The organism is Prosthecodimorpha hirschii, from assembly GCF_001305515.1.
Classification (GTDB): domain Bacteria; phylum Pseudomonadota; class Alphaproteobacteria; order Rhizobiales; family Ancalomicrobiaceae; genus Prosthecodimorpha; species Prosthecodimorpha hirschii.
In genome coordinates, this window is record NZ_LJYW01000001.1 from 92,364 (window position 1) to 114,526 (window position 22,163).

Sequence of the window (22,163 nt, forward strand, 5' to 3'; positions counted from 1 at the left end):
CGCTGTTTTCCACATGTCGTCCACAGGCGGCGGCAGCGGATCGCAGGCCCGGCCGTGTGCCGCAGCGGTTCCACCTTTTCCCTGTCGGTCAGACGAGAAAAGTCATGCGCTACCGTATCCCTGAGGATCGTCCCACAGGGTGGGTCCCGAGCAGTTGTTCAGGGCTCGTCCACAAGCCGGGCCGCAGGTGTCCACACGCCATCCACTGGCTGTGGCAGCGGATCGCGGTAGCGGCCGGGTTGGCCGATCGGCTGCCGGATTGACCGCCTCCCTTTGATCCGCCGCCCCTCCTCATTCTTGAGGATGGCGCGGCGGGTGCGGCAGCGTTCCAATGGCCGGATCGGTCCAGAGGAGGGCATGTCCGCCATGTCAGGATTCCATCGCCATATCGTCGCGCTGGCGCTCGTCGCCGGCACCGTTTCGACGGCCGAGGCCGAAGAACGTCGGCAGACCACGGTCGAACTGGCCGCGGCAATCGCCGCGGGCCGGACGACGGCCGAGCAGGCGGTCGGCGCGGCGTTGCAGCGGATCGAGAAGGCTTCCGCGCTCAATGCGGTCGCGCGGCTCGATGCGGCGCGGGCGCTGGCGGCCGCGAAGGCCGTCGACAAGGCGCGGGCCGAAGGCAAGCCGCTCGGGCCGCTCGCCGGCATCCCCTTCGTGGTCAAGGACAATATCCAGATCGCCGGCCTGCCGGCCGCCGCCGGCACACCCGCGCTCGCCGGGATCGTCTCGGCCGCCAACGCGCCGGTGGTCGACCGCCTCGTCGCCGCCGGGGCGATCCCGGTCGCGACCACCAACATGCACGAACTGGCCTTCGGCATTTCCGGCTACAACCCGACCTACCAGACCGGCCCGCAGGTCGGCGTGCGCGCGGCCTATGATCCGAGCCGCATGGCCGGCGGCTCGTCGAGCGGCACCGGCGCGCTGGTCGGCGCCGGCGCGGTCTCGGCCGGGCTCGGCACCGATACCGGCGGCTCGGTGCGCCTGCCGGCCGCCATCAACGGCGTCGCGGGCCTGCGTCCGACCCTGTTGCGCTATGCCCAGGACGGCGTCGTGCCGATCTCGCATACCCGCGACACGGTCGGCCCGATCGCGGCCAGCGTCGCCGACCTCGAACTGATCGACCGGGTCGTGACCGGCGCGCCGGCGATCGGCAAGGCGGAGCTGAAGGGCGTCCGGCTCGGCATCGATGCCGCCATGACGGCGGGGCTCGACGCGGAGACCGACGCGGTCTTCAAGGCCGCGTTGGGGAGGCTGGAGGCGGCCGGCGTCGAGATCGTCCGCGTCGACCTGAAGGATCTGGCCGCGCTCAACCAGGCGGTCAGCTTCCCGGTCGCGCTCTACGAGGCCTATGACGATCTTGCCGCCTATCTCGCCCGCTACGCGCCCGGCGTGACGGTGGCGAGCGTGGCGGCGGCCATCAAGAGCCCGGACGTGAAGGGCACCTATGACGGGCTGGTCCTCCCGCGCAAGCTGCCCGGGCCGAACGGTCTGGTCGACGCCAAGCCGATCTACGAGGCCGCCATCGCGACCGGCCGGCCGGCGCTGATCGCCTCTTATGCCAAGGCCTTCGCGGACAACCGGATCGACGCGCTGATCTTCCCGACCGTGCCGAAGGTCGCGCTGACGGCCGGGCCCGAGACAAGCGCGCTCGACGTGTTCCTGACCTTCATCCGCAATACCGATCCGGGCAGCAATGCCGGGCTGCCGGGGCTGACCCTGCCGATCGGGCTGACGGCGTCGAGCCGCATGCCGGTCGGCCTGGAACTGGACGGCCCCGCCGGCTCCGACCGCCGCTTGCTGGCGCTCGGCCAGGCCCTCGAGGCGATCTTCGGCACGCTCGCGCCGCCGAAGTGAGCCGACGATAGGGATGCGGCAGCATGCCAACGGCCCGGGATGCTGACGCATCGGGCCGTTGAAGGAACGTGAATTTCTCACAGGCGTCAGCGGCATGAGAAATTCGCGTATCGAATGCCGACGGTCATTGCATGACCGTCGGCACTATTGATCCGACGAGGGTCCGGACGGCGGCCTCAGCCCTTGGGTGCCGCCGCCGTGCCGACATCGGTCAGGCCGGCCTCGGCTAGTGCGGCACCGATCGCGGAGCGGCGGGCGACACCGAGCCGCTCCTTGAGCTGGTCGACATGGCTGCGCACGGTGGTCGGCGCGATGCCGAGCAGGCGGCCGATCTCCTTGTCGGAGGCGCCGGCGGCAACCAGCTTGGCGATCGCCTGCTGCCGGGCCGACAGCCGGATCGACGGCACGCCCGGAGACCCCGCCCGATCGCGCGCCTTGGCGAGCGCCCGCGACAGGGCCGGGCGGATCAGCGCCAGCAGGTCGACCGTGTCGGTATCGAAATCGCCGCGGCGGCTCGCCCGCCACAGGCGCAGGTCGCCGACATGGCGCACGCCGTCGACGCAATACATGTTGACGCCATAGGCGAGGCCGTCGCGGGCCAGGAAATCGGTGAAGAATTCGGTCCGGACGAAGTCCGCGCGCGGCATGATCGCCGAGACCAGGGTCGGCGCGGCGCGCTGCTTGAGCGCCGGCGTGATCGGATCGCGATACTGGAAGTGGCGGTCGTAGCGATCGAGATTGGCCTCGTCCATGCCGATCTGCAGGCGCCGGGCGAAGCGCCGGCTCGCCTCGTCCCAGACGAAGGAGGCGAAATAGTCCGATCCGGTCAACCGCAAGAGAAGCTCGCCGACCTTGAGCCGGATCGTCCGCTCCTCGTCCTCCTCATGCAAGAGCGAGAAGAGACGCGCCAGATCGGCCGACTGGTCGAAGGTCAGATGCATGGCTTCCCTCCCGTCGGCAGGGCATCCGCGCCGCGGTGCGGCGACCGTCCGGCGCCGACCGTCCGGCACCGACCGTCCCGCGCCGCCAAAGCCGGCCGCCGTCGCGCCGAAGCGCGCAAGCGGATGCGGTCGGGCGGCCGCAAGGGGCGCGACCCGACTGTAGCCCGCGCGACCGGCGCGCGGAAGGCCCGGCCCGCGCCGCGCCTGTCCGATCCCGTTCAGATGGGGCCTGCCAGATGCCGACGGCCCCGCCGCTCAGACCGGGCGGACGAGGATGTGCTTCTTCTTGCCGAGCGACAGCTTGACGACGCCCTCCGGGGTCAGGTCGGCGGGCGTCAGGCGGGCCTTGTCGTCGGTGACGGCCTCATCGTTGACGCGGACGCCGCCGCCGGACAGGAGGCGGCGGACTTCGCCGTTGGAGGCGGCGAGGCCGGCGCGGACGAAGGCGGCGAGGACGCCGATGCCGGCGGCGAGTTCGTCGGCCGGGATGTCGATCGTCGGGAGGTTGGCCGAGAGCGCGCCCTCCTCGAAGGTCTTGCGCGCCGTCTCGGCCGCCTCATGCGCCGCCGCAGCGCCATGCACCAGGGCGGTGACCTCGGTCGCCAGCACCTTCTTGGCCTCGTTGATCTCCGCGCCGCCGAGCGCGGCGAGGCGGGCGATCTCGGCCATCGGCAGGGTGGTGTAGAGCTTCAGGAAGCGCGCGACATCGGCGTCCTCGGTGTTGCGCCAGTACTGCCAGTAGTCGTAGGGCGACAGGAGGTCGGCATTGAGCCAGACCGCGCCGGAGGCCGTCTTGCCCATCTTGGCGCCCGACGAGGTGGTCAGGAGCGGCGAGGTCAGCGCGTAGAGCTGCACGCCGTCCATGCGGTGGCCGAGATCGATGCCGTTGACGATGTTGCCCCACTGGTCGGAGCCGCCCATCTGCAGCACGCAGCCGGTGCGCCGGTTCAGCTCGACGAAGTCGTAGCCCTGCAGGATCATGTAGTTGAATTCGAGGAAGGACAGCGATTGCTCGCGGTCGAGCCGCAGCTTGACCGAATCGAAGCTCAGCATGCGGTTGACCGAGAAGTGCCGGCCGACATCGCGCAGGAATTCCAAATAGTTGAGCTTCAGGAGCCAGTCAGCGTTGTTGATCATCAGCGCATCGGTCGGCCCGGCGCCGAAGCGCAGGAACTTGGCGAAGACCTGCCGGATGCCGGCGAGGTTGTGCTCGATGTCCTCGATGGTGAGGAGCTTGCGCGCCTCGTCCTTGAAGGACGGATCGCCGATCATGGTCGTGCCGCCGCCCATCAGCGCGATCGGGCGGTTGCCGGTCTGCTGCATCCAGTGGAGCAGCATGATCTGGATCAGCGAGCCGGCATGCAGGCTGGTCGCCGTCGCGTCGAAGCCGATATAGCCCGTCACCGGCCCCTTGGCGAAAGCCGCATCCAGCCCCTCCGGATCGGAGATCTGGTGGATGAAGCCGCGTTCGGAGAGAACCCGGAGGAAGTCGGACTTGAAACCGGTCATGATGCGTGAACCCTGTGGACCTGCGGCGCGGCCATGACGGGACGGCGCGGCGGAGACGGGTCCATAGCACCGAATGCGGGGGAATTCACCCGGTGAGGCCAGACGTGAACGGGCGAATGACGTGAGCGACCTGCGGCTGGCCGTCGGCATGATGAGCGGCACCTCGATGGACGGGGTCGACGTGGCCGCGATCGAGACCGACGGGGTCGTGGTCGGCGATTTCGGTCCGACCCTGTTCCGGCCCTATTCGGAGGCCGAGCGCGGGCTGTTGCGTGCGGCGCTCGCCGCCGGCCCGGCCTTGCGCGATCGCGCCGAGCGGCCGCCGGTCCTGGCCGAGGCCGAGCGGGTGGTGACCGAGGCGCACGCCGATGCGCTGGCGCGCTTCTTCGCCCAGGAGGGTTTCGACCGCAATTCCGTCTCGGTGGTCGGCTTCCACGGCCAGACCGTGTTCCACGATCCTTCGCGCCGGCTGACGGTGCAGATCGGCGACGGGCTGGCATTGGCGCGGCATTGCGCCGTGCCGGTGGTCTACGATTTTCGCGCCGCCGACGTGGCGGCAGGCGGGCAGGGCGCCCCGCTGGTGCCGGTCTATCACGCGGCGCTGGCGGCACGCGCCGGTCTCGCCTGGCCGGTCGGCGTGCTCAATCTCGGCGGCGTCGGCAACCTGACCTGGATCGGCGGGGCCGGCACCGGTGCCGACGACCTGATCGCCTTCGACACCGGCCCGGCCAATGCGCTGATCGACGACTGGTGCCTGGAGAAGACCGGCCGCACGCTCGACCAGGACGGGCGCCTGGCCGCATCGGGCCGCGTCGACGCGGCTGCGCTCGACCGCCTGATGGACGATCCCTATTTCGAGGCCGCGCCGCCGAAATCGCTCGACCGCAACGCCTTCTCGCGGGCGCCCGTCGCCGGATTGTCGGTCGAGGACGGGGCGGCGACGCTGACCGCCTTCACGGCCGCGACCGTCGCCAAGGCGCTGGCCGTGGTGCCGCGCCGGCCGGAGACGCTGGTCGTCGCGGGCGGCGGCGCGCGCAATCCGACCCTCCTGGCGATGATTAGCCAGCGCGCGCAGACGCGCGTCGTGGCGGCGACCGAGATCGGCTGGTCGACCGACTTCCTGGAGGCGCAGGCCTTCGCCTTCCTGGCGGTGCGCCACCTCGAGGGACTGCCGCTCAGCTATCCCGGCACGACCGGCGTGCCGCATCCCTGCCGCGGCGGGGTGCTGGCGCTCGCCTGACGGTGGCTTCCGGCCGGGACGATGCCGTCGTCCCGGCTTTGTTCGTGTCCCGTGCGGCTGCGTTCAGGCGCTGGCTTCCGGCGGCAGGAAGTCGACATCGTGGGCGGCGGAGAGGCGCACCACTTCGGCCACGTCGGTCAGGTCGTTGAGCGCGATGAACAGGTCTTCCAGCTTGCCGGCCGGCGAGACCCAGAACAGCGCGCGCGCCGGCTTGTCGGACTTGTTGAAATAGCCGTGCGGGATGCCGCGCGGCATGCGCACCAGATCGCCGGCCTTGGCCTGGGTCCAGACGCCGTCGAGCTTCAGGTCGAGCACGCCTTCCTGCACCAGGATGAACTCGTCCTGGGTCGGATGGATGTGGACCGGCACGAACTGACCGGGATCGCTGTTGGTCTCGAAGGCGAAGGTCGACTCGCAGCTGGCCTTGGGGAAATAGAGCTGGCCGAGGATGTTCCACTGGGTGCCGGCATAGCCCTCGCCGCTGCGGGTGATTCCCTTTTCCAGATCGCTCATGCGGTATCCTCCTGGTGGCGGCCCTTTCGGGCCTGGTGATGGGCTCAGTCCGCCCGGTACTGCGGCGCCGAGGCGAGATAGCGTCCGAAGGACGGCGCATCCGGGAAGGAGAAATATTCCGCAAGCGGGTTGGCGCGTTTGCGGATCGTCGCGCCGATGTCGGCCAGAAGCTCGTCGAAATGCTTGAAGTGGAACGGGGCGACGCACAAGCCCCCATATTTGCGCGCCGCCGGGCGCTCCTCGCGGCGCCAGTGCAGCATCGCTTCGATATCGGCCGCCATCGCCGCCGGGCTCGGCTGGCGCGCGAGCTGGCCGTCGGCGAAACGCACCAGCCATTCGGCCAGCATCTCGGAGGTCAGCACCGTGCAGAAGCTCGAATTGAAGCCGACGAAGCCGAGCTCGGGCAGGTCCGGATTGACCGCGAAGCGGTGCAGCCGGTAGAGCCCGTCCGGGGCGATCAGCCGCGACCGCCAGGGCTCGCCGAGGAAGGGCAGGCTGCCCTTCCAGCCGGTCGCCAGGATGACCACGTCGGCGCCGATCGTCTCGCCGGTGGTCAGACGCGGGCCTGTCCCGTCATAGCCCTCGAAGGTGCCGCGCACCGGCCGGATCGCGCCGCTCCGGAACGCCTCGAACATGCCGGGCGTCACGATCGGGATCGAGCAGGACACGTCCTTCTCGATCGGCACGTCCGGCACCATGTCCCAGCGGCTCAAGCCCAGCTGCAGCTTCAGAAGCGTCTCCAGGCCGCGGAAATTGGCCCAGACGAGCGGCGCGGTCAGCGCCTGGAGGAGCTTCTGCGCCGGCGTCCGGCCCCAGCCGTTGAACTGCATCTCCTGGGCGCGCATGTAGAGCAGGCGCTTGAAGTTGATGCCGCCGACGAAATAGGGCACCCGCCAGACCGCCTCGCGGCAGACCAGCGTCACCGCCTTCGCGCCGCTGCGGGCGGCGTTGACGGCGATGTCGGTGGCCGATTTCGACGCCCCGAGCACCACCACCCGCCGGCCGCGAATCTGCGCGGGATCGCGATAGTCCGACGAGTGCAGGAGGGTGCCGCCGGCTGCCCGGAAGCGGTCCTCGCCGCCGAATTCCGGCAGATGCTTTTCGGAGAAGTTGCCGACCGCGACGGCGACGAAGTCGAAATCCTCGGTCGTGGCGCCGGCGGGGCCGGTCACCGAGAGGCGCCAGCCGGGCCGCCCGTCCGGACGCCGCTCCATGGCGTCGACACGGGTGCGGAAGCGAAACAGCGGCGCCAGGCGATGCTGCCGCGCGTAGCCGTCCAGATAGGCCTGCACCTGCGGCCCCTTCGGCCATTCCGGATAGTCGTCCGGCATGGCCATGTCGGTGAAGCGATAGAGTTCCTTCGGCGACTGGGTCTGGACGTCCGGATAGGACTTGGCCGGGTCCCAGACCCCGCCGAAGACCTCTCCGGCTTCAAAGCCCGTCACCTTGTGCCCGCGAGCCGCAAAGGCCTTGGCGGCGGCGATACCGCTAACGCCGGCACCGATCACGGCGATCGTCTTCTGCGCGACCATGAGCCCCTCCGCCCGATGAAACCGACGCAAGGCCGGGACCATCCCGGGTCCCGACGACGAGCCGAACGACCCGCCGACAAGGAGCATGCGGCCGGTCGGCACGCCGGCGTTATCCGGAAAGCGAAAATTTCAAGATCAAAGCAATTCGGGTTGAAAGCCGGCTCAGCCCTCGTACAATTCCGGATATGCCGCATGGCCAAGCCATGTCGTCAAGGGAGCGCCTCGGCGCCCTGCGACTGTTCCAATCCGAGGCCCTCGACGAGGCGCGCGATTTCGTGGCGCGCGCCTTCTGTCCGCATCGTCTCGATCTGGACCGACCGGCCACCCGGCTGGCCGCCATCCACAATCATGCGCCGGGCCGCGAGGTCTCGCTCAACTATCTGCGCTACGGCGCGCCGGTCGCGATCGAGCCCGGCGAATTGTCGAGCTTCTATCTGGTGCAGATGCCGGTGGAGGGAAGCGCGGATGTGCGCAACGGCGGCCGTTCGGTGCAGGTCGCGCCCGGCCTCGGCACGATCCTCAATCCGACGCTGCACACGCGCATGCGCTGGTCGGAGACCTGCACCAAGCTCCTGGTGCGCATCGACCGCGCCGCGCTGACCCGCGTGGCCGAGAGCCTGACCGGGCATCACCTGTCGGCGCCGATCCTGTTCGAGCCCGAATTGCGCTTCGACCGGCCGGTAACGGCGCATTTCCGCACGCTGGTGCTGGCCTGCTTCGCTGCGGCCGAGGCCGGGCAGGCCTTTGCGGCCTCGCGCGATGCGGGGGGCGATGCGGCGCGGCAGCGCCTGATCGAGGAAGGCCTGATCGCCGCCTTGCTGAACGGGCAGCCGAGCAACGTCCAGCATGCCATCGCCGCCGCCGGGGCACCGCCCTCGTCCCGGCAGCTGCGCCGCGCCTGCGGCTTCATCGATGCGCATCTGGCCGGCGCGTTCACGATCGCCGATGTGGCGGGCGCCGCCGGCTGCTCGGTGCGCTCCCTGCAACTCGCCTTCCGCGACCGGTTCGGGACCAGCCCGCTGCAATACTGGCGCCGCCGCCGGCTCGCGCTGGCGCGGTTCCATCTCGGCAGCGGGGAGGCCGGGGAGGGGGTCGGCGCCGTCGCCTTCGCGACCGGACACGGCCATCTCGGCCGCTTCGCCACCGACTACCGCACCGCCTTCGGCGAGCCCCCGAGCGTCACCCTCCGGCGCGCCGCAGAACTGACCGGACGCTCCGTTTCGTAGCGGGCGCCGGGCGGGACCGATCGTCGCCGGAGCCCACGCCCCGGCATTACCGTGACCGACCGGTCAAGCGCAGCCGCGCTCGCTCCGCCCTCGCGGCATCCCCTTCTCCCCCTGAAGGGGGGAGAAGGTGGCCGAAGGCCGGATGAGGGGGTGTAAGGCCGCAGCATCGTTTGGCTTTTCGGTTCGGCAGGGGGCCAGGACCGCGGGTCGCGTGAAACCTGCGGTATCGTCCCCCTCAACCGCCCTTCGGGCACCTTCTCCCCCCTGAGGGGGGCGAAGGGGAAGGGGGTGGGTTTCGATGGAGGGCAACTCCTGAAGGTCCGGTGGGGTGCGTCTTCGGGCGCCAGAGTAGCCGTCTCGGGTCCGGCCCCGCGCTCCGGCGGCTCTCCGCTTCGGTTGCATCGGTGCCGCGGGTCGGTCAAAATCGTTGCATGACGCAGGTGTTCGTCTCCTACGCGCATCAGGACGCCAAGGCCGCCGAACAGCTTCGGATGTGGCTGGCGGACACGATTCGTCATTTCGGGCTGACCTTGTGGTGGGATGCGGAGATCCAGGCCGGACAGCGGTGGGACCCCAGCATCCGGCGGGCGATTGCAGACTCCGACATCTTCGTCCAACTGGTCTCCGCCGCGTCTCTCGCCTCCACCTACATCACCGAGAGCGAGGCGCCGGCGATCGAGCAGGCCGAGCGCGGCCGCGGCGCGCTGGTGCTGACCGTCATCCTGGAAAAATGCAGCTGGCAGCGTCGCTTCGGCGCGCGGCAGGCGATGCCGTCGGATGCCAATCGGGATCTCCTTCCCGTGCGCGACTGGCACCCCCAGCGCGACGGCTGGCATGCCGTCATCGTCCAAAGCGAGGCCGCGATCGCGACCTGGCTGCGTCAGCCGCCGGATCCGCGCTTCAACCCTGCGCCCGGCCCGACCTTCGGGCTGACACCGGACGGCTTCGCGCCGGTCGACGATCCCCCGGCGGCAGCGGAGCGGATCGATCCGGGGCAGGCGAATCTGCATGGCCAAGTGAAGCGGGCGGCCGATCGCCTCGATCGCCGCATCGCCGGACTGCAGAACACGCATCCGAGCGTCTTCGACGAATACCAGGACCTGAAGACCTTCCTTGGCGACACCGTCGCCGGCACGGATGTTACCGGTCTCTGGGTGGCCAAACTCGGTCTCGAATCCCTGCAGGCGCGCTTCGCCGCGCCGCCGGCTCCCGGTACGATGACGGAACCGATCGAGCCGGACCTGCTCGCCGGCATCGACAAGCTGCTCGGGTTGGTCGAGCTCTACGGTCTCGGCTTCCAGGAATGGCGCGGGCTGAGCGCCCGCAACCGCGAGAGCGCCCGCGAGATCGCCGATCCGGTCGCCGAGGCAGTCGTCACGCGGGCGGCGCTGGACAAACTCGCGGATAAAAGAGCGCCGTTCGCGCCCTCGGCTCGCCCGATCCTCGCTGCCGCGTCGCGGCCGCTACCGGGCCCGGACGACCCGAACCCGGAGGCGTCCACGCCGGCTGCGGAAGTGGTGGCCGCCGCAGCGGGTGTCGGCGCCAATGCCATCGGCGCGCTGGCGCGCGCGGTGGTGTCGGCCTTGCGCGAGGTTGGCACGGTTGGCGGCGGCGTTTGGGTCCTGTCGACTATAGCCGGCGATGCCAATCTCGAATGGGTAAGGCAGGCTGCGACCTTCCTGCAGGCGCACTGCGCCCCCATCGCCGACTTCGCCGCCCGCCACCAGGACATCCGCCGCCTGATCGGCGGCACGATCGACATGCTCAGCCGCAAGCCGGTGCCAGCTGCGCGCACGGTGCTTCCTGACGTTTCGACTGTGGACGGTTCCGCGGACACGGAGGAAGGCGGCGAGATCGACTACGAAGCCGAGGCGAGGACGCTGATCCTGGCCGGCGTGGCTCCGCCGTCGGCCTGGGCTCCTCATATCCGCCACCTCAATCTATCCGGGACCGGCGTGACGGACCTGTCGCCGCTGTCCGGCCTCACGGCGCTGCAGAGGCTCGATCTCCGCAGCACGGGCGTGACGGATGTGTCGCCACTTTCTGGCCTTACGACGCTAGAAGTGCTCCGTCTCGGTAACACACACGTGACGGATGTGTCGCCGCTGTCTGGCCTTAGGGCGCTCGGGACGCTCTCTCTCTTTGGCACCGGCGTGACGGATGTGTCGCCGCTATCCAGCCTCACGGCACTAGAGGAGCTTAATCTCAGCAACACCAACGTGACGGACCTGTCGCCGCTGACCGGCCTTACGGCACTGGCGGAGTTCCATCTCTTCAACTCCCGCGTGACGGACCTGTCGCCGCTATCCGGCCTCACAGCGCTGGTGTCGCTCCATCTCAGCAATAGCAGCGTGGCGGATGTGTCGCCGCTATCCGGCCTGACGGCGCTGGAGACGCTAGATCTTACCGACACCGACGTGACGGACCTGTCGCCGTTGTCCGGCCTCACAGCGCTGAAGACGCTCAGTCTCGCCAAGACCGGCGTGACGGATGTATCGCCGCTGTCAAGCCTTACGGCGCTGGAGACGCTTGATCTCTCTGGCACCGGCGTCTCGGACGCATCGCCGCTGTCCCGTCTGCCGCATCTTGCTCAACTGCGCTTGACGGGGCTCGACCTGCGCCGGTCAGCGGCATCGCTCCCCGCCTCCTTGGAAGAACTGGATCTGCGAGAGGCGACCTGGCCGCCCGACCGGCCCTTGCCCGATGTTCCCTGCCGGATCGATCCGGATGGTGCGGTGCATCGATTAGCAGGAGATGCTACGCCCTGGTTCGACTATTAGGAAAGCGAAGCCGACGAATTCCGCAAGTCCCGCGCCCTTCCCCCCACCTGACATCCCCGCCGTCCCGCGCTATATCTCGGCTCGCGGCGGATGCCGTCCATCACCGACGGTGCCCGATCCGGCGCCGGCGGCCGTCTGCTATTTTCGCGAGGCTTTCTCCATGTCCGGCACGCAGATCTCCTCCGACGGGCTTGCGCCCGCGCGCAAGCGGGCGCTGTTTCGCGCCTGGCATCGCGGGACGAAGGAGATGGATCTCCTGCTCGGCACCTTCGCGGACGCGCATCTGGCGGACCTGTCGGAGGCGGATTTCGAGGATTTCGTCCAGCTGATGGAGGTGCCCGACACCGACCTCTTCGCCTGGATCATCGACCGCCAGGATACGCCCGGCAACTACGACACGCCGGTCTTCCGCCAGTTGAAGGCCTTCCAGACAGCGCCGGGCGGGATCGTGTTCCGCTGATCCACCGATCGTCCGGGCCGCGTGCGCCGACCGCACGCGCGCCCCTCGCGCCACGCACCTCTCGCGCGGCGCGGTGCGAGACCACCCGCAGACATTCCCCCTTCCAGTCCGGACGCTCCGATGAAGCCGCTCAAGGGTCTGTTCGACCGCACCGACCATGTCACGCTGGCGAGCCTGCCGGACGGCCTCGAAGCGCTGGCCATCGGCGATCTGGCACGGGCCTCCGGCGCCAAGGACGGGCGCCCGAGCCTTGTCGCGGTGGCCCGCGACGGCAACCGGATGGCGGGCCTGGAGGCCGCGCTCGGCTTCTTCGCGCCCGACATCCAGGTGATGACCTTCCCGGCCTGGGATTGCCTGCCCTATGACCGGGTCTCGCCGACGCCGGAGATCGTCGCGCGCCGGATGGCGACACTGTCGCGCCTGGTCCGCCCGCAGGCGACGACCAGGCCGGTCGTGCTGCTGACGACCGTCAATGCGATCGTCCAGCGCGTGCCGGAACGCAGCATGGTCGCCGCCGAGACCTTCGCGGCCGCGCCCGGCAACCGCGTCGACATGGCGGACCTCGTCCGCTGGCTGGAGAATAACGGCTTCAACCGCACCCCGACCGTGCGCGAGACCGGCGAATATGCCGTGCGCGGCGGCATTCTCGATCTCTTCGCGCCCGGAACCGACAGCCCGGTGCGGCTCGACTTCTTCGGCGACACGCTGGAATCGGTGCGCAAGTTCGATGCCGAGAGCCAGCGCACCACCGGCCAGCTGAAGCGGCTGGAATGGCTGCCGATGTCGGAGGTGACCATCGTCCCGGAGACGATCAGCCGCTTCCGCCGCGCCTATGTCGCCCGCTTCGGCGCCACCACCAAGGACGACGCGCTCTATGCGGCGATCTCCGAGGGGCGCCGCTATGCCGGCATGGAACATTGGCTGCCGCTGTTCCACGAGCGGCTGGAGACGCTGTTCGACTATCTGGGCGAGGCGACCGTCGCGCTGGAAGCCCATGTCGAGGAGACGCTGACCGAGCGGCTCGGGCAGATCGAGGAGCATTTCCAGGCCCGCCGGGAGGCGCAGTCCACGCCGCAGCCGGGGGCCGTGCCCTACAAGCCGGTCGAGCCGGCCGCGCTCTATCTGACGGCCGAGGAATGGCGCAGCCGGATGGTGGACCGGCGCACGGCGGCCCTGACCCCCTTCGCGGTGCCGGACGGTCCGACCCGCACGGTCGATCTCGGCGGCCGGCAGGGGCGCAGCTTCCTGACCGAGCGCCAGGCCGGCGACGTCAACGTGTTCGACGCGGTCGTCGCCCATGTCGGCGAACTGCTGAAGGCCGGCCGGCGCGTGATGATCGCCGCCTGGAGCGACGGCGCGCTCGACCGCCTGTCCCAGGTGCTCGGCGACCACGGCCTGAAGGACCTGAAGCCGGTCAAGACCTTCCCCGAACTGCTGGCCCTGCCGAAGGGCGCGGTCGGGGTCGGCGTGCTCGGCATCGAGGCCGGCGTCGAGCTCGACGACGTGGCCGTGATCGGCGAGCAGGACATTCTCGGCGACCGTCTGGTCCGCCCGAAGAAGCGCCGCGCCAAGGGCTCGGACTTCCTGACCGAGGTCTCCGGCCTCTCGGAAGGCGACATCGTCGTCCATGTCGATCACGGCATCGGCCGCTTCACCGGCCTGAAGACCATCACGGCGGTCGGCGCACCGCATGACTGCCTGGAACTGGTCTATCAGGGCGGCGACAAGCTCTATCTGCCGGTCGAGAATATCGAACTCCTGACCCGCTACGGCTCGGACGACACCGAGGTGCAGCTCGACAAGCTCGGCGGCGTCGCCTGGCAGGCGCGCAAGGCGCGCATGAAGAGCCGCATCCGCGAGATCGCCGACAGCCTGATCAAGACCGCCGCCGCCCGCCTGATGAAGCCGGCTCCGGTGCTGACCCCGGTCGAAGGCCTCGCCGACGAGTTCGCGGCGCGCTTCCCCTACGAGGAGACCGACGACCAGCTGGCCTCGATCGAGGCCGTGCACGAGGATCTGGCCGCCGGGCGGCCGATGGATCGTCTGGTCTGCGGCGACGTGGGCTTCGGCAAGACCGAAGTGGCGCTGCGCGCGGCCTTCACGGTGGCGGGTTCCGGCAAGCAGGTCGCCGTCGTGGTGCCGACGACGCTATTGGCGCGCCAGCATTTCCGCACCTTCTCGGAGCGCTTCAAGGGCCTGCCGTTCCGCGTCGGCCAGCTCTCGCGGCTGGTCTCGGCCAAGGATGCCGACCTGACCCGCCAGAAGCTCGAAAGCGGCCATTGCGACATCGTCGTCGGCACCCACGCGATCCTCGCCAAGAGCGTCAAGTTCCGCGATCTCGGCCTGCTGATCGTCGACGAGGAGCAGCATTTCGGCGTCAAGCACAAGGAAAGGCTGAAGGAGCTCAAGGCCGACGTGCATGTGCTGACGCTGACCGCGACGCCGATCCCGCGCACCCTGCAGCTGGCCCTGACCGGCGTGCGCGAACTCTCGGTCATCGCCACGCCGCCGATCGACCGGCTCGCGGTGCGCAGTTTCGTCTCGCCCTACGATCCGCTGGTGATCCGCGAGGCCTTGCTGCGCGAGCATTATCGCGGCGGCCAGAGCTTCTATGTCGTGCCGCGCGTCTCCGATCTCGCCGCGCGCGCCACGTTCCTGGCCGAGCATGTGCCGGAGGTGCGCGTCTGCACCGCCCATGGCCAGATGGCGGCGGGCGAGCTGGAAGACGTGATGAACGCCTTCTACGAGGGCAAGTACGACGTGCTCCTGTCGACGACCATCGTCGAATCCGGCCTCGACATCCCGACCGCCAACACGCTGATCATCCACCGCGCCGACATGTTCGGCCTCGCCCAGCTCTACCAGCTGCGCGGCCGCGTCGGCCGCTCGAAGCTGCGCGCCTATGCGCTGTTCACCGTGCCGGCCGACCGGCCGCTGACCCAGCAGGCCGAGCGGCGGCTGAAGGTGCTGCAGTCGCTCGACAGCCTCGGCGCCGGCTTCCAGCTGGCCAGCCACGACCTCGACATCCGCGGCGCCGGCAACCTGCTCGGCGACGAGCAGTCCGGTCACATCAAGGAGGTCGGCTACGAGCTCTACCAGCAGATGCTCGAGGAGGCGGTCGCCTCGCTGAAGTCCGGCGAGCCGGACGCGGTCGCCGAGGAGCAGTGGTCGCCCTCGATCACGGTCGGCACGCCGGTGCTGATCCCCGAGACCTATGTGGCCGACCTGCAACTGCGCCTCGGCCTCTACCGGCGCCTCGCCGACCTGGAGACGACCGAGCAGATCGACGCCTTCGGGGCGGAGATGATCGACCGCTTCGGCCCGCTGCCGGAGGAGGTCGAGCATCTCCTGAAGATCGTCTTCATCAAGGGCCTGTGCCGGCGCGCCCATGTCGACAAGATCGATGTCGGGCCGAAGGGCGTGGTGGTCTCGTTCCGCGAGAACAAGTTCGCCAACGGCGCCGGTCTGGTGCGCTGGATCGGCGAGCAGGGCTCGCTCGCCAAGATCCGGCCCGACCAGAAGATCGTCCTGTCGCGCGACTGGCCGGAGGCCGAGCAGCGGCTGAAGGGCGCTGCCGTTGTGCTGACTCAGCTGGTGCGCATCGCCGAGGGCAAGGACGTGCCGGTTCCGGCCGCCCAGAAGGGCAAGCCGGCCCCGGCCGCGAGCGCGCCGGCGGACCCGAAGCGGCTCAACCTGAAACCGACGCCGCCGCCGGCCCCGCCGCCGGTCGTCCCGCGCGGCCGGTTCCCGTCGCTGAGCTCGATCGGCAAGGGCAAGCGCGGGCGATAGTCCGCCGGCCTGCCGTTGGGTGGCCTGCCCGTGGGGCGCGACCTGTCGGCGGGGCGCGGCGCGCCGGATCGCATGCGGCGCGCGCGGGCAGGAGGCCTCGGCCAAGCCAGGGCCGATCCGGGCCGGACCCGACGCGGGACCTGCTCTCACGGTGACATGTCTCGAGGCCCCAAGTTCGCGCGTGATCTTGACTCGGTTGCGAAGCGAGTAGGTCCCGGATCGGCGGCCCTGCGGGCCTTGTCCGGGATTGCGGTTCTGAGGGGATGGTGCGGGGTGGGATGGTGCGGGGCGCGAAGCCGCCGGATGCGGTCGGATCTCTCGGCGGATCCCCGGCCGTCGCGAAGCGGAGAGCCGGCGACCTATGATGCAAATATGTATCCTGGAGTTGTATTCTCTCCGCAGCCGGGCGAAGATGTCGGCTTTGGAGAGTGCCGCGTGACAGTGCCCCTGTTTCCGTCCGAGCGCCCGCAGGGGCGCGCCATGGCCGCCCTGGCCCCGATCGGGCTGGCGGAGGAAACCCGGCCGCCCGAGGGGCAGTTCCACATCCGGCTGACCGAGCGGCAGCGTCGCAGCTGGCTGAAACTGATCCGCGCCGACAATGTCGGGCCGAACACTTTCATCCAGCTGCTCAATCGGTTCGGCTCGGCCGCCGATGCGCTCGACGCGCTGCCGGATCTGGCGCGGCGCGGCGGCGCGAACCGCATCCGCATCCCGACCGATGCCGAGATCGATCTCGAATGGGCGGCCGCGCAGCGTGCCGGCGCGCGCTTCGTCGCGCTCGGCGAGGCGGACTATCCGGCCTATCTGCGCGCCGTGGAGGGGCCGCCGCCGATCCTGGCGGTCGCCGGCGATGCCGGCGTCTTCACCCGGCCGGCCGTCGGCATCGTCGGCTCGCGCAATGCCTCGCTGGCCGGCCGCAAGATCGCCGGGCAGTTCGCGCGCGACCTCGGCGCGCAGGGCTTTGCGATCGTCTCGGGGCTGGCGCGCGGCATCGATGCCGCCGCCCACATGGCCAGCCTGGAGACCGGCACGATCGGCGTCTTCGCCGGCGGGCTCGATCGGGTCTATCCGCCGGAACATGCCGATCTGGTCGCCCGGATCGTCGCGACCGGCGGCGCGATCGTCAGCGAGCTGCCCTTCGGCTGGGAGCCGCGCGCCCGCGACTTCCCGCGTCGCAACCGGCTGATTTCCGGCATTTCCATGGGGCTGGTCGTGGTCGAGGCGGCGCGCCGGTCCGGTTCGCTGCACACCGCCCGCTTCGCCGGCGAGCAGGGCCGCGATCTCTTCGCCGTGCCCGGCTCGCCGCTCGATCCGCGCGCGGAGGGCACCAACGACCTGATCCGCAACGGCGCGACCCTGGTCGCCTCGGCCGAGCATGTCGTCGAGGCGCTCGGCCCCCAGCTCGGTCGCGATCCGCCGCCGCCGTCCGCCTGGGAGCCGCCGGCCGGGCCGGGGGAGGGCGACGGGGCGACCGGCGACGCCCCGGCCGATCTGCGGGCCGCGATCCTGGAGGCGCTCGGCCCGACCCCGGTGGCGGTCGACGAGATCATCCGCGCGACCGGCGCCCGGCCGGGCCTGGTCCAGCTCGTCCTGCTCGAACTGTCGCTCGCCGGCCGGCTCGAACGCCATGCCGGCGGCAAGGTCAGCCTGCTGATGTGACGGCAGCGCCGTCGCATCCGGACGGCGCCCTCCGTGTGCGATCAGCCGCCGCGCGCCGCCAGGGCTTCGGCTTCGATCGCTTGCGCGCGGGCGAAGGCGGGCCGGGCGGTGCAGCGCTCGACATAGGCGGTGAAGGCCGGGCGCGGTTCGACGATCTTGAACAGGAGACCGAAGCGAAGGCCGGAGCCGACCGAGATGTCGGCCGCCGAGAAGGTCTCGCCGAGCAGCCAGGGGCCGCCGCTGCCGGTGATGCCGGCCTCGATCACGTCGAACACGCGCTCGGCGCTGCCCCAGCCGGCCGAGGTCGGGTTCATCTCCAGCTTGGTGAAGATCTGCACATAGGCCGCCTCGATCGACGAGCCCGCGAAGAACAGCCAGCGCAGATAGTCGCCGCGCGCGGGATCGTCGACCGCGGGCGCGAGGCTGGCGGCCGTATAGCGGTCGGCCAGATAGGCGACGATCGCCCCGGTCTCGGCGACCTTGACCGGCCCGTCGGTCAGCGCCGGCACCTTCATCATCGGATTGATCGCCCGGAATTCCGGGTCGGACTGCCGGCCGGCGCGGATGTCGACCAGCTCCCGCCGGTAGGGGATGCCCAGTTCTTCCAGCAGCCACAGGATCGAAAGCGAGCGCGTCTGCGGCGCCCAATACAGCGTGACCATTCCTCGAACTCCCGGTTCAGACTGCTATCGGATCGATCGGCCCCCGACACGGGGCGCGAACGCGATACCGTAATTAGAACATAAAGTGAACACTCACCCCTGTCCACCCGGCCCGGAGCGGTTCAATCCTCTTCGGTGGCCCAGCCGCGCGCGGGCCGGTTGAGGCGGTCGAGCGCACCTTGCAGGATGAAGGCGGCGGCGAGCTTGTCGACCACGTCGGCCCGGCGCGCCCGGCTGGCATCGGCCTCGATCAGCGTGCGGGTGACGGCGGCCGTCGACAGGCGCTCGTCCCAGAAGGCGATCGGCAGGGCGGTCAGCGGGGCAAGGTTGCGGACGAAGGCGCGGGTCGACTGCACGCGCGGCCCCTCGCTGCCGTCCATGTTGAGCGGCAGGCCGATGACCAGGCCGCCGACGGCATGCCTGGCGCAGATCGCGATCAGCGCCTGGGCATCGGCGGTGAACTTGGTGCGCCGGATGGTCTCCAGCGGCGTGGCGATGCGCCGGCCTGGATCGGACAGGGCGAGCCCGACGGTCTTGGTGCCGAGATCGATCCCGATCAGCCGCGCCCCGGGTTTCAGCCCGGCGGTCAGGTCTTCGAGGGCGACGGCATGGTCCTGGGCCAAGGGCGGGGTCTCGCGGTTCGATCGAAGGGGACGCGGGGTCCACCCGGTCGACCGAAGCACTAGCATGCTATTGAAAAAGGCGTAAAGGCCGCGCTGCTTGCGTTTTTGAGCGCAAACTGAAGGAGGGATTCCGCTCGCAAGACGAACTTTGGTTCTCCGTATCGGCTATTCTAGGAATGCAATCCTGTCGAACCATGGCCACTATTGCGTTTCGGCAGACTGCTAAGGTGCCGGCGCCCACTACGCATGGCACGACACAATTATTAACATAAACACGTAATTGGGGAAATCCATCAGAATCTCAAAACTAGCCCTTCATCCTACATACACCGAAAAACTCAAATTCCGCGTTCACGCTATCCTTCGAAACAATACTCACCGGGTTGAATATTATCGTTGGTCCATCATTTGTCTCAGCGAAAAATGTCCTCATATAAACAGGCGGCTCATTATTATCCATGCCCTCTCTATCTATTCTACTAATAGCAGAAAAATAGCATTTATGAACATCAAAACTACGTATACTTGACGCTCTGATCGTTAATTGGTAAGCACCCTTAGCCGACAACATAATATTTGAATTCTTCTTATCAGGTACAATATCGATTCTCTTAATCTCAGCTTCAACTTGACTATTTGAAACAATTATATAACCTTGAGCTACTCCACTGACGCCAACCCTACCAAAAATCAGAACGTTCTTTTCAGATTCATCAACTCGTTTCTTCAACGCCTCATTTTCCTTGTTTAACTGGATCATACATTCAATCATCTTCTTTCCAATACCGGGCTTGTTTACCAACTGTTCGGATGAGCAATCCTCCGCCATAGTATTGGCGCAGCTCAATAACAACGCAGCTCCGAATATACCAAAGTAATTCATTTTGCATCTCCGTTGACTCTTTCTGCCGAGAATATATCTTCTAGATCGCCACATGTGTATATACGATTTCCTGAGACGTACTTACAGGTCGCCAAATATTTAAGTGTGTCTCCGACGTATATTAAATCTTCATAAATATGCTTAGTAGACGAGAATTTTTTCTCTATGTCTTCCATAACAGCGATTGTACCACCCCATGCCGCCATTAACGCTCCGAAGCCGACAGATATTCTCAAAAATAGACTTTTTATGAATTTAGAAACGCCAATTTTTTTCTTCGATCTCCCCGCCATTTTCAATCCTCCACAGTTACTGTCAATACATAATTCTCAAAATACGCTCCCATTACCCGACGGAATACGATAGCGCACATCTCATTGTATTAAAAGGGGGCAAATTGTGCTCCGACGATAAAGAGCAATTGGCTAGCAGGCTGTTGAAAAGAAGGGCGTTTAGGCCGGACTGCTTGCAGTTTGTTGCGCAAACTGGAGGGGAACTCGCTCGTCAGACGAAACTTGGTTTTCTGTATGGGTCTTTAAAGAATGCGTTAATTTCGAACCATGAATATGTTCGCTTTTCAACGGCCTGCTAGACACAATCCGCATTCGCGCGAGCCGGTGCCACGTGTTCCCGCGTGCGTCAGACCGGCTTGTCGTCGGGATCGGCGCTTTCGGCCAGTTCGCGGCGGAGGGTCTGCAGCAGCCGGTCGGCCGCATCGCGGTCGGTGGCGGCCAGCGACTGGACCTGCTCGCGGATCTGGGTCTCGATCGCCGCGCCGTGGCGTGCCTTGACGGCGTCGACCCGGGCCGCCAGCGTCGCCAGCCGGACGACCTTCTCCTTGGCATCGGCATCCGCGTCGAGGGCGCCGGTGAGCGGGCCGGCCAGCGCCAGAACCGCCTCGGTGACGATGCCGAGCTGCTTGCCGAAGCTCGCCACCTCGCTCTGCACGTCGCGCTCGATGGCGGCGTTGCCCTGGTAGTTGACGGTGATCTGGGTGCCCCAGTTGGTCGCCGGGGCGATGGTCTGGAAATTTCCGGGCAGCCAGAAGGACGGTGCGGCAAAGGAACCGAAGCTGGTCATCGCTGGCCTCGCTGGAGGGATGGGGCCGGGTTCGATCGAGGGGCGGCCTTGTGGACGGGAACGCCGTCCGGGCTGCAGCCGCTGCCAGCATCCTTCACCGGCGCCGCAACGGCAAGTCGCGCCGGCCCGGCATCGATGACCGGCATCGATGACCAGCATCGCGGGCGCATGGACGGCCGGGCGCGCGGCGCTATAGTGGCGCCAGACTGTTGAGCGGCAGCAACGGACGCACCGCCATGGCCGCCGGGGGACCCGCATGAAGATCACGTGGTACGGACATTCCTGCTTCCGCCTCGAAATCCCGGCCGACACCGACAAGGGCAAGGTCGAAATCCTGATCGACCCGTTCCTGACCGGCAATCCGAAGGCGACCATCACGCCGGAGGAGGCCGCGATCGGCCTCGACCATATCGTCATCAGCCACGGCCATGACGACCATATCGGCGACCTCATCCCGATCGCGAAGGCCTCTGGGGCGGCCGTGACGGCCAACTGGGAGATCGCGATGTGGGCCAATTCCCATGGCGTGGAGACCATCAACCCGATGAATTCCGGCGGAACCGTCGATCTCGGCGCCTTCGCGGTCAGCCTGACGCCGGCGCATCATTCCTCCGCCAAGTCGAATGGCGACGGCACCTTCGCCTATCTCGGCAACCCGCACGGCGTGGTGATCGCGCCGAAGACCGGCCCGACGCTCTATTATGCCGGCGACACCGATATCTTCTCCGACATGGCGCTGATCGCCGAACTGTACGAGCCGACCATCGGCATCCTGCCGATCGGCGACCGGTTCACCATGGGGGCGCGCTCGGCGGCGCTGGCCGCACGGCGCTTCTTCGCCTTCACGGACGTGATTCCCTGCCACTACATGACCTTCGGCCTGCTCGACCAGACCCCAGACGCCTTCGTGGCCGCCATGCACGGCTCCGGCGTCCGCATCCACACCCCCGAACCCGGCGGCAGCGTCGAGATCGGCTGAGGCGCCGCAGGACCGGCACGGGGCGGCGGCGTTGCGCCGGCGCGCCGGCCGGTGCTAGAAGGCTCGCCATCCTCCATCCGCCGGAAGCCGCGCCCATGTCCGTCGATCTCGACACCGTCCGCCGTGTCGCCCATCTCGCCCGCATCGCCGTGGACGAGGCCGAAGTCGCCAAGCTGCAGGGCGAGATCAATTCGATCCTGGGCTTCGTCGAGCAACTCGGCGAGGTCGACGTCTCGGCCGTCGAGCCGATGACCTCGGTCACCCCGATGGTGATGAAGATGCGCGAGGATGCCGTGACCGACGGCGGCTATCCGGAGCGGATCGTCGCCAATGCGCCGATGACGGAGGACCACTACTTCGTCGTTCCGAAGGTGGTCGAATAATCCGCCGCCGCGCAGCCCGCCCGTTTCCGCCCTCCCGGATGTCCCGA

18 protein-coding genes are annotated in these 22,163 nt (G+C 68.1%); 9 read left to right on the forward strand and 9 right to left on the reverse strand.

The window, feature by feature from the left end:
- Positions 1-366: 366 nt before the first annotated feature.
- Entirely contained in the window at positions 367-1,857 is a 1,491-nt protein-coding gene (iaaH, locus tag ABB55_RS00370; protein WP_083464023.1) for an indoleacetamide hydrolase, read from the forward strand.
- Positions 1,858-2,033: 176 nt separating this feature from the next.
- Here the strand turns inward: iaaH and ABB55_RS00375 are convergent, their stop codons facing one another.
- Both ABB55_RS00375 and tyrS read right to left on the reverse strand, forming a co-directional pair.
- Positions 2,034-2,798 carry a helix-turn-helix transcriptional regulator gene (locus ABB55_RS00375; protein ID WP_054357034.1) on the reverse strand — a complete coding sequence of 255 codons (765 nt, stop codon included), beginning with the start codon at positions 2,796-2,798 and terminating at the stop codon, positions 2,034-2,036.
- Between the two features lie 255 nt (positions 2,799-3,053).
- A complete protein-coding gene (tyrS, locus tag ABB55_RS00380) occupies positions 3,054-4,307 on the reverse strand; it encodes a tyrosine--tRNA ligase (RefSeq protein ID WP_054357035.1) in 1,254 nt (417 codons plus the stop codon).
- A 130-nt stretch (positions 4,308-4,437) separates the two neighbouring features.
- On the opposite strand from tyrS, the gene ABB55_RS00385 reads away from it, so the two are divergent.
- Positions 4,438-5,547: an anhydro-N-acetylmuramic acid kinase gene (locus ABB55_RS00385; RefSeq protein WP_054361749.1), complete on the forward strand. Its 1,110-nt coding sequence runs from the start codon at positions 4,438-4,440 to the stop codon at positions 5,545-5,547.
- Between the two features lie 63 nt (positions 5,548-5,610).
- Here the strand turns inward: ABB55_RS00385 and ABB55_RS00390 are convergent, their stop codons facing one another.
- Together ABB55_RS00390 and ABB55_RS00395 are read right to left on the reverse strand one after the other, a co-directional pair.
- On the reverse strand, positions 5,611-6,060 hold the full coding sequence (locus tag ABB55_RS00390; protein ID WP_054357036.1) for a cupin domain-containing protein: 450 nt from the start codon (positions 6,058-6,060) through the stop codon (positions 5,611-5,613).
- Between the two features lie 44 nt (positions 6,061-6,104).
- Positions 6,105-7,592: a flavin-containing monooxygenase gene (locus tag ABB55_RS00395; RefSeq protein WP_054357037.1), complete on the reverse strand. Its 1,488-nt coding sequence runs from the start codon at positions 7,590-7,592 to the stop codon at positions 6,105-6,107.
- 203 nt (positions 7,593-7,795) lie between these two features.
- On the opposite strand from ABB55_RS00395, the gene ABB55_RS00400 reads away from it, so the two are divergent.
- From ABB55_RS00400 to dprA, 5 genes are all read left to right on the forward strand, one after another.
- Positions 7,796-8,818 (forward strand): AraC family transcriptional regulator, encoded by a 1,023-nt coding sequence (locus tag ABB55_RS00400; protein ID WP_054357038.1) that lies wholly within the window; start codon positions 7,796-7,798, stop codon positions 8,816-8,818.
- A gap of 431 nt (positions 8,819-9,249) precedes the next feature.
- Positions 9,250-11,598, forward strand: a complete 2,349-nt coding sequence (locus tag ABB55_RS00405; RefSeq protein WP_054357039.1) for a leucine-rich repeat domain-containing protein — start codon at positions 9,250-9,252, stop codon at positions 11,596-11,598.
- Between the two features lie 160 nt (positions 11,599-11,758).
- The gene (locus tag ABB55_RS00410; protein WP_054361750.1) at positions 11,759-12,058 is read left to right on the forward strand and encodes an FAD assembly factor SdhE; all 300 of its coding nucleotides are present in this window, start codon (positions 11,759-11,761) and stop codon (positions 12,056-12,058) included.
- 120 nt (positions 12,059-12,178) lie between these two features.
- Positions 12,179-15,847, forward strand: a complete 3,669-nt coding sequence (gene mfd, locus ABB55_RS00415; protein ID WP_083463222.1) for a transcription-repair coupling factor — start codon at positions 12,179-12,181, stop codon at positions 15,845-15,847.
- Between the two features lie 435 nt (positions 15,848-16,282).
- Entirely contained in the window at positions 16,283-17,506 is a 1,224-nt protein-coding gene (gene dprA, locus ABB55_RS00420) for a DNA-processing protein DprA (RefSeq protein ID WP_244471934.1), read from the forward strand.
- A gap of 41 nt (positions 17,507-17,547) precedes the next feature.
- On the opposite strand, the gene ABB55_RS00425 is transcribed toward dprA, so the two are convergent.
- The 5 genes from ABB55_RS00425 to ABB55_RS00435 all read right to left on the reverse strand — a co-directional run bounded on the left by ABB55_RS00425 (position 17,548) and on the right by ABB55_RS00435 (position 20,754).
- Positions 17,548-18,168 (reverse strand): glutathione S-transferase family protein, encoded by a 621-nt coding sequence (locus ABB55_RS00425; protein WP_054357040.1) that lies wholly within the window; start codon positions 18,166-18,168, stop codon positions 17,548-17,550.
- 122 nt (positions 18,169-18,290) lie between these two features.
- The gene (gene ruvX / locus ABB55_RS00430) at positions 18,291-18,791 is read right to left on the reverse strand and encodes a Holliday junction resolvase RuvX (RefSeq protein WP_054357041.1); all 501 of its coding nucleotides are present in this window, start codon (positions 18,789-18,791) and stop codon (positions 18,291-18,293) included.
- Positions 18,792-19,098: 307 nt separating this feature from the next.
- A complete protein-coding gene (locus tag ABB55_RS29440) occupies positions 19,099-19,674 on the reverse strand; it encodes a hypothetical protein (RefSeq protein ID WP_152981857.1) in 576 nt (191 codons plus the stop codon).
- Positions 19,671-19,967, reverse strand: a complete 297-nt coding sequence (locus ABB55_RS29445; protein ID WP_152981858.1) for a hypothetical protein — start codon at positions 19,965-19,967, stop codon at positions 19,671-19,673. The genes ABB55_RS29440 and ABB55_RS29445 overlap by 4 nt, the downstream gene beginning before the upstream one ends.
- Before the next feature lie 346 nt (positions 19,968-20,313).
- Positions 20,314-20,754: a hypothetical protein gene (locus tag ABB55_RS00435; protein WP_054357042.1), complete on the reverse strand. Its 441-nt coding sequence runs from the start codon at positions 20,752-20,754 to the stop codon at positions 20,314-20,316.
- Between the two features lie 256 nt (positions 20,755-21,010).
- On the opposite strand from ABB55_RS00435, the gene ABB55_RS00440 reads away from it, so the two are divergent.
- Positions 21,011-21,733 (forward strand): metal-dependent hydrolase, encoded by a 723-nt coding sequence (locus tag ABB55_RS00440; protein ID WP_054357043.1) that lies wholly within the window; start codon positions 21,011-21,013, stop codon positions 21,731-21,733.
- Between the two features lie 95 nt (positions 21,734-21,828).
- Complete coding sequence (gene gatC / locus ABB55_RS00445) at positions 21,829-22,116, forward strand: Asp-tRNA(Asn)/Glu-tRNA(Gln) amidotransferase subunit GatC (protein ID WP_054357044.1); 288 nt, start codon at positions 21,829-21,831, stop codon at positions 22,114-22,116.
- The last annotated feature ends 47 nt before the right edge of the window (positions 22,117-22,163 follow it).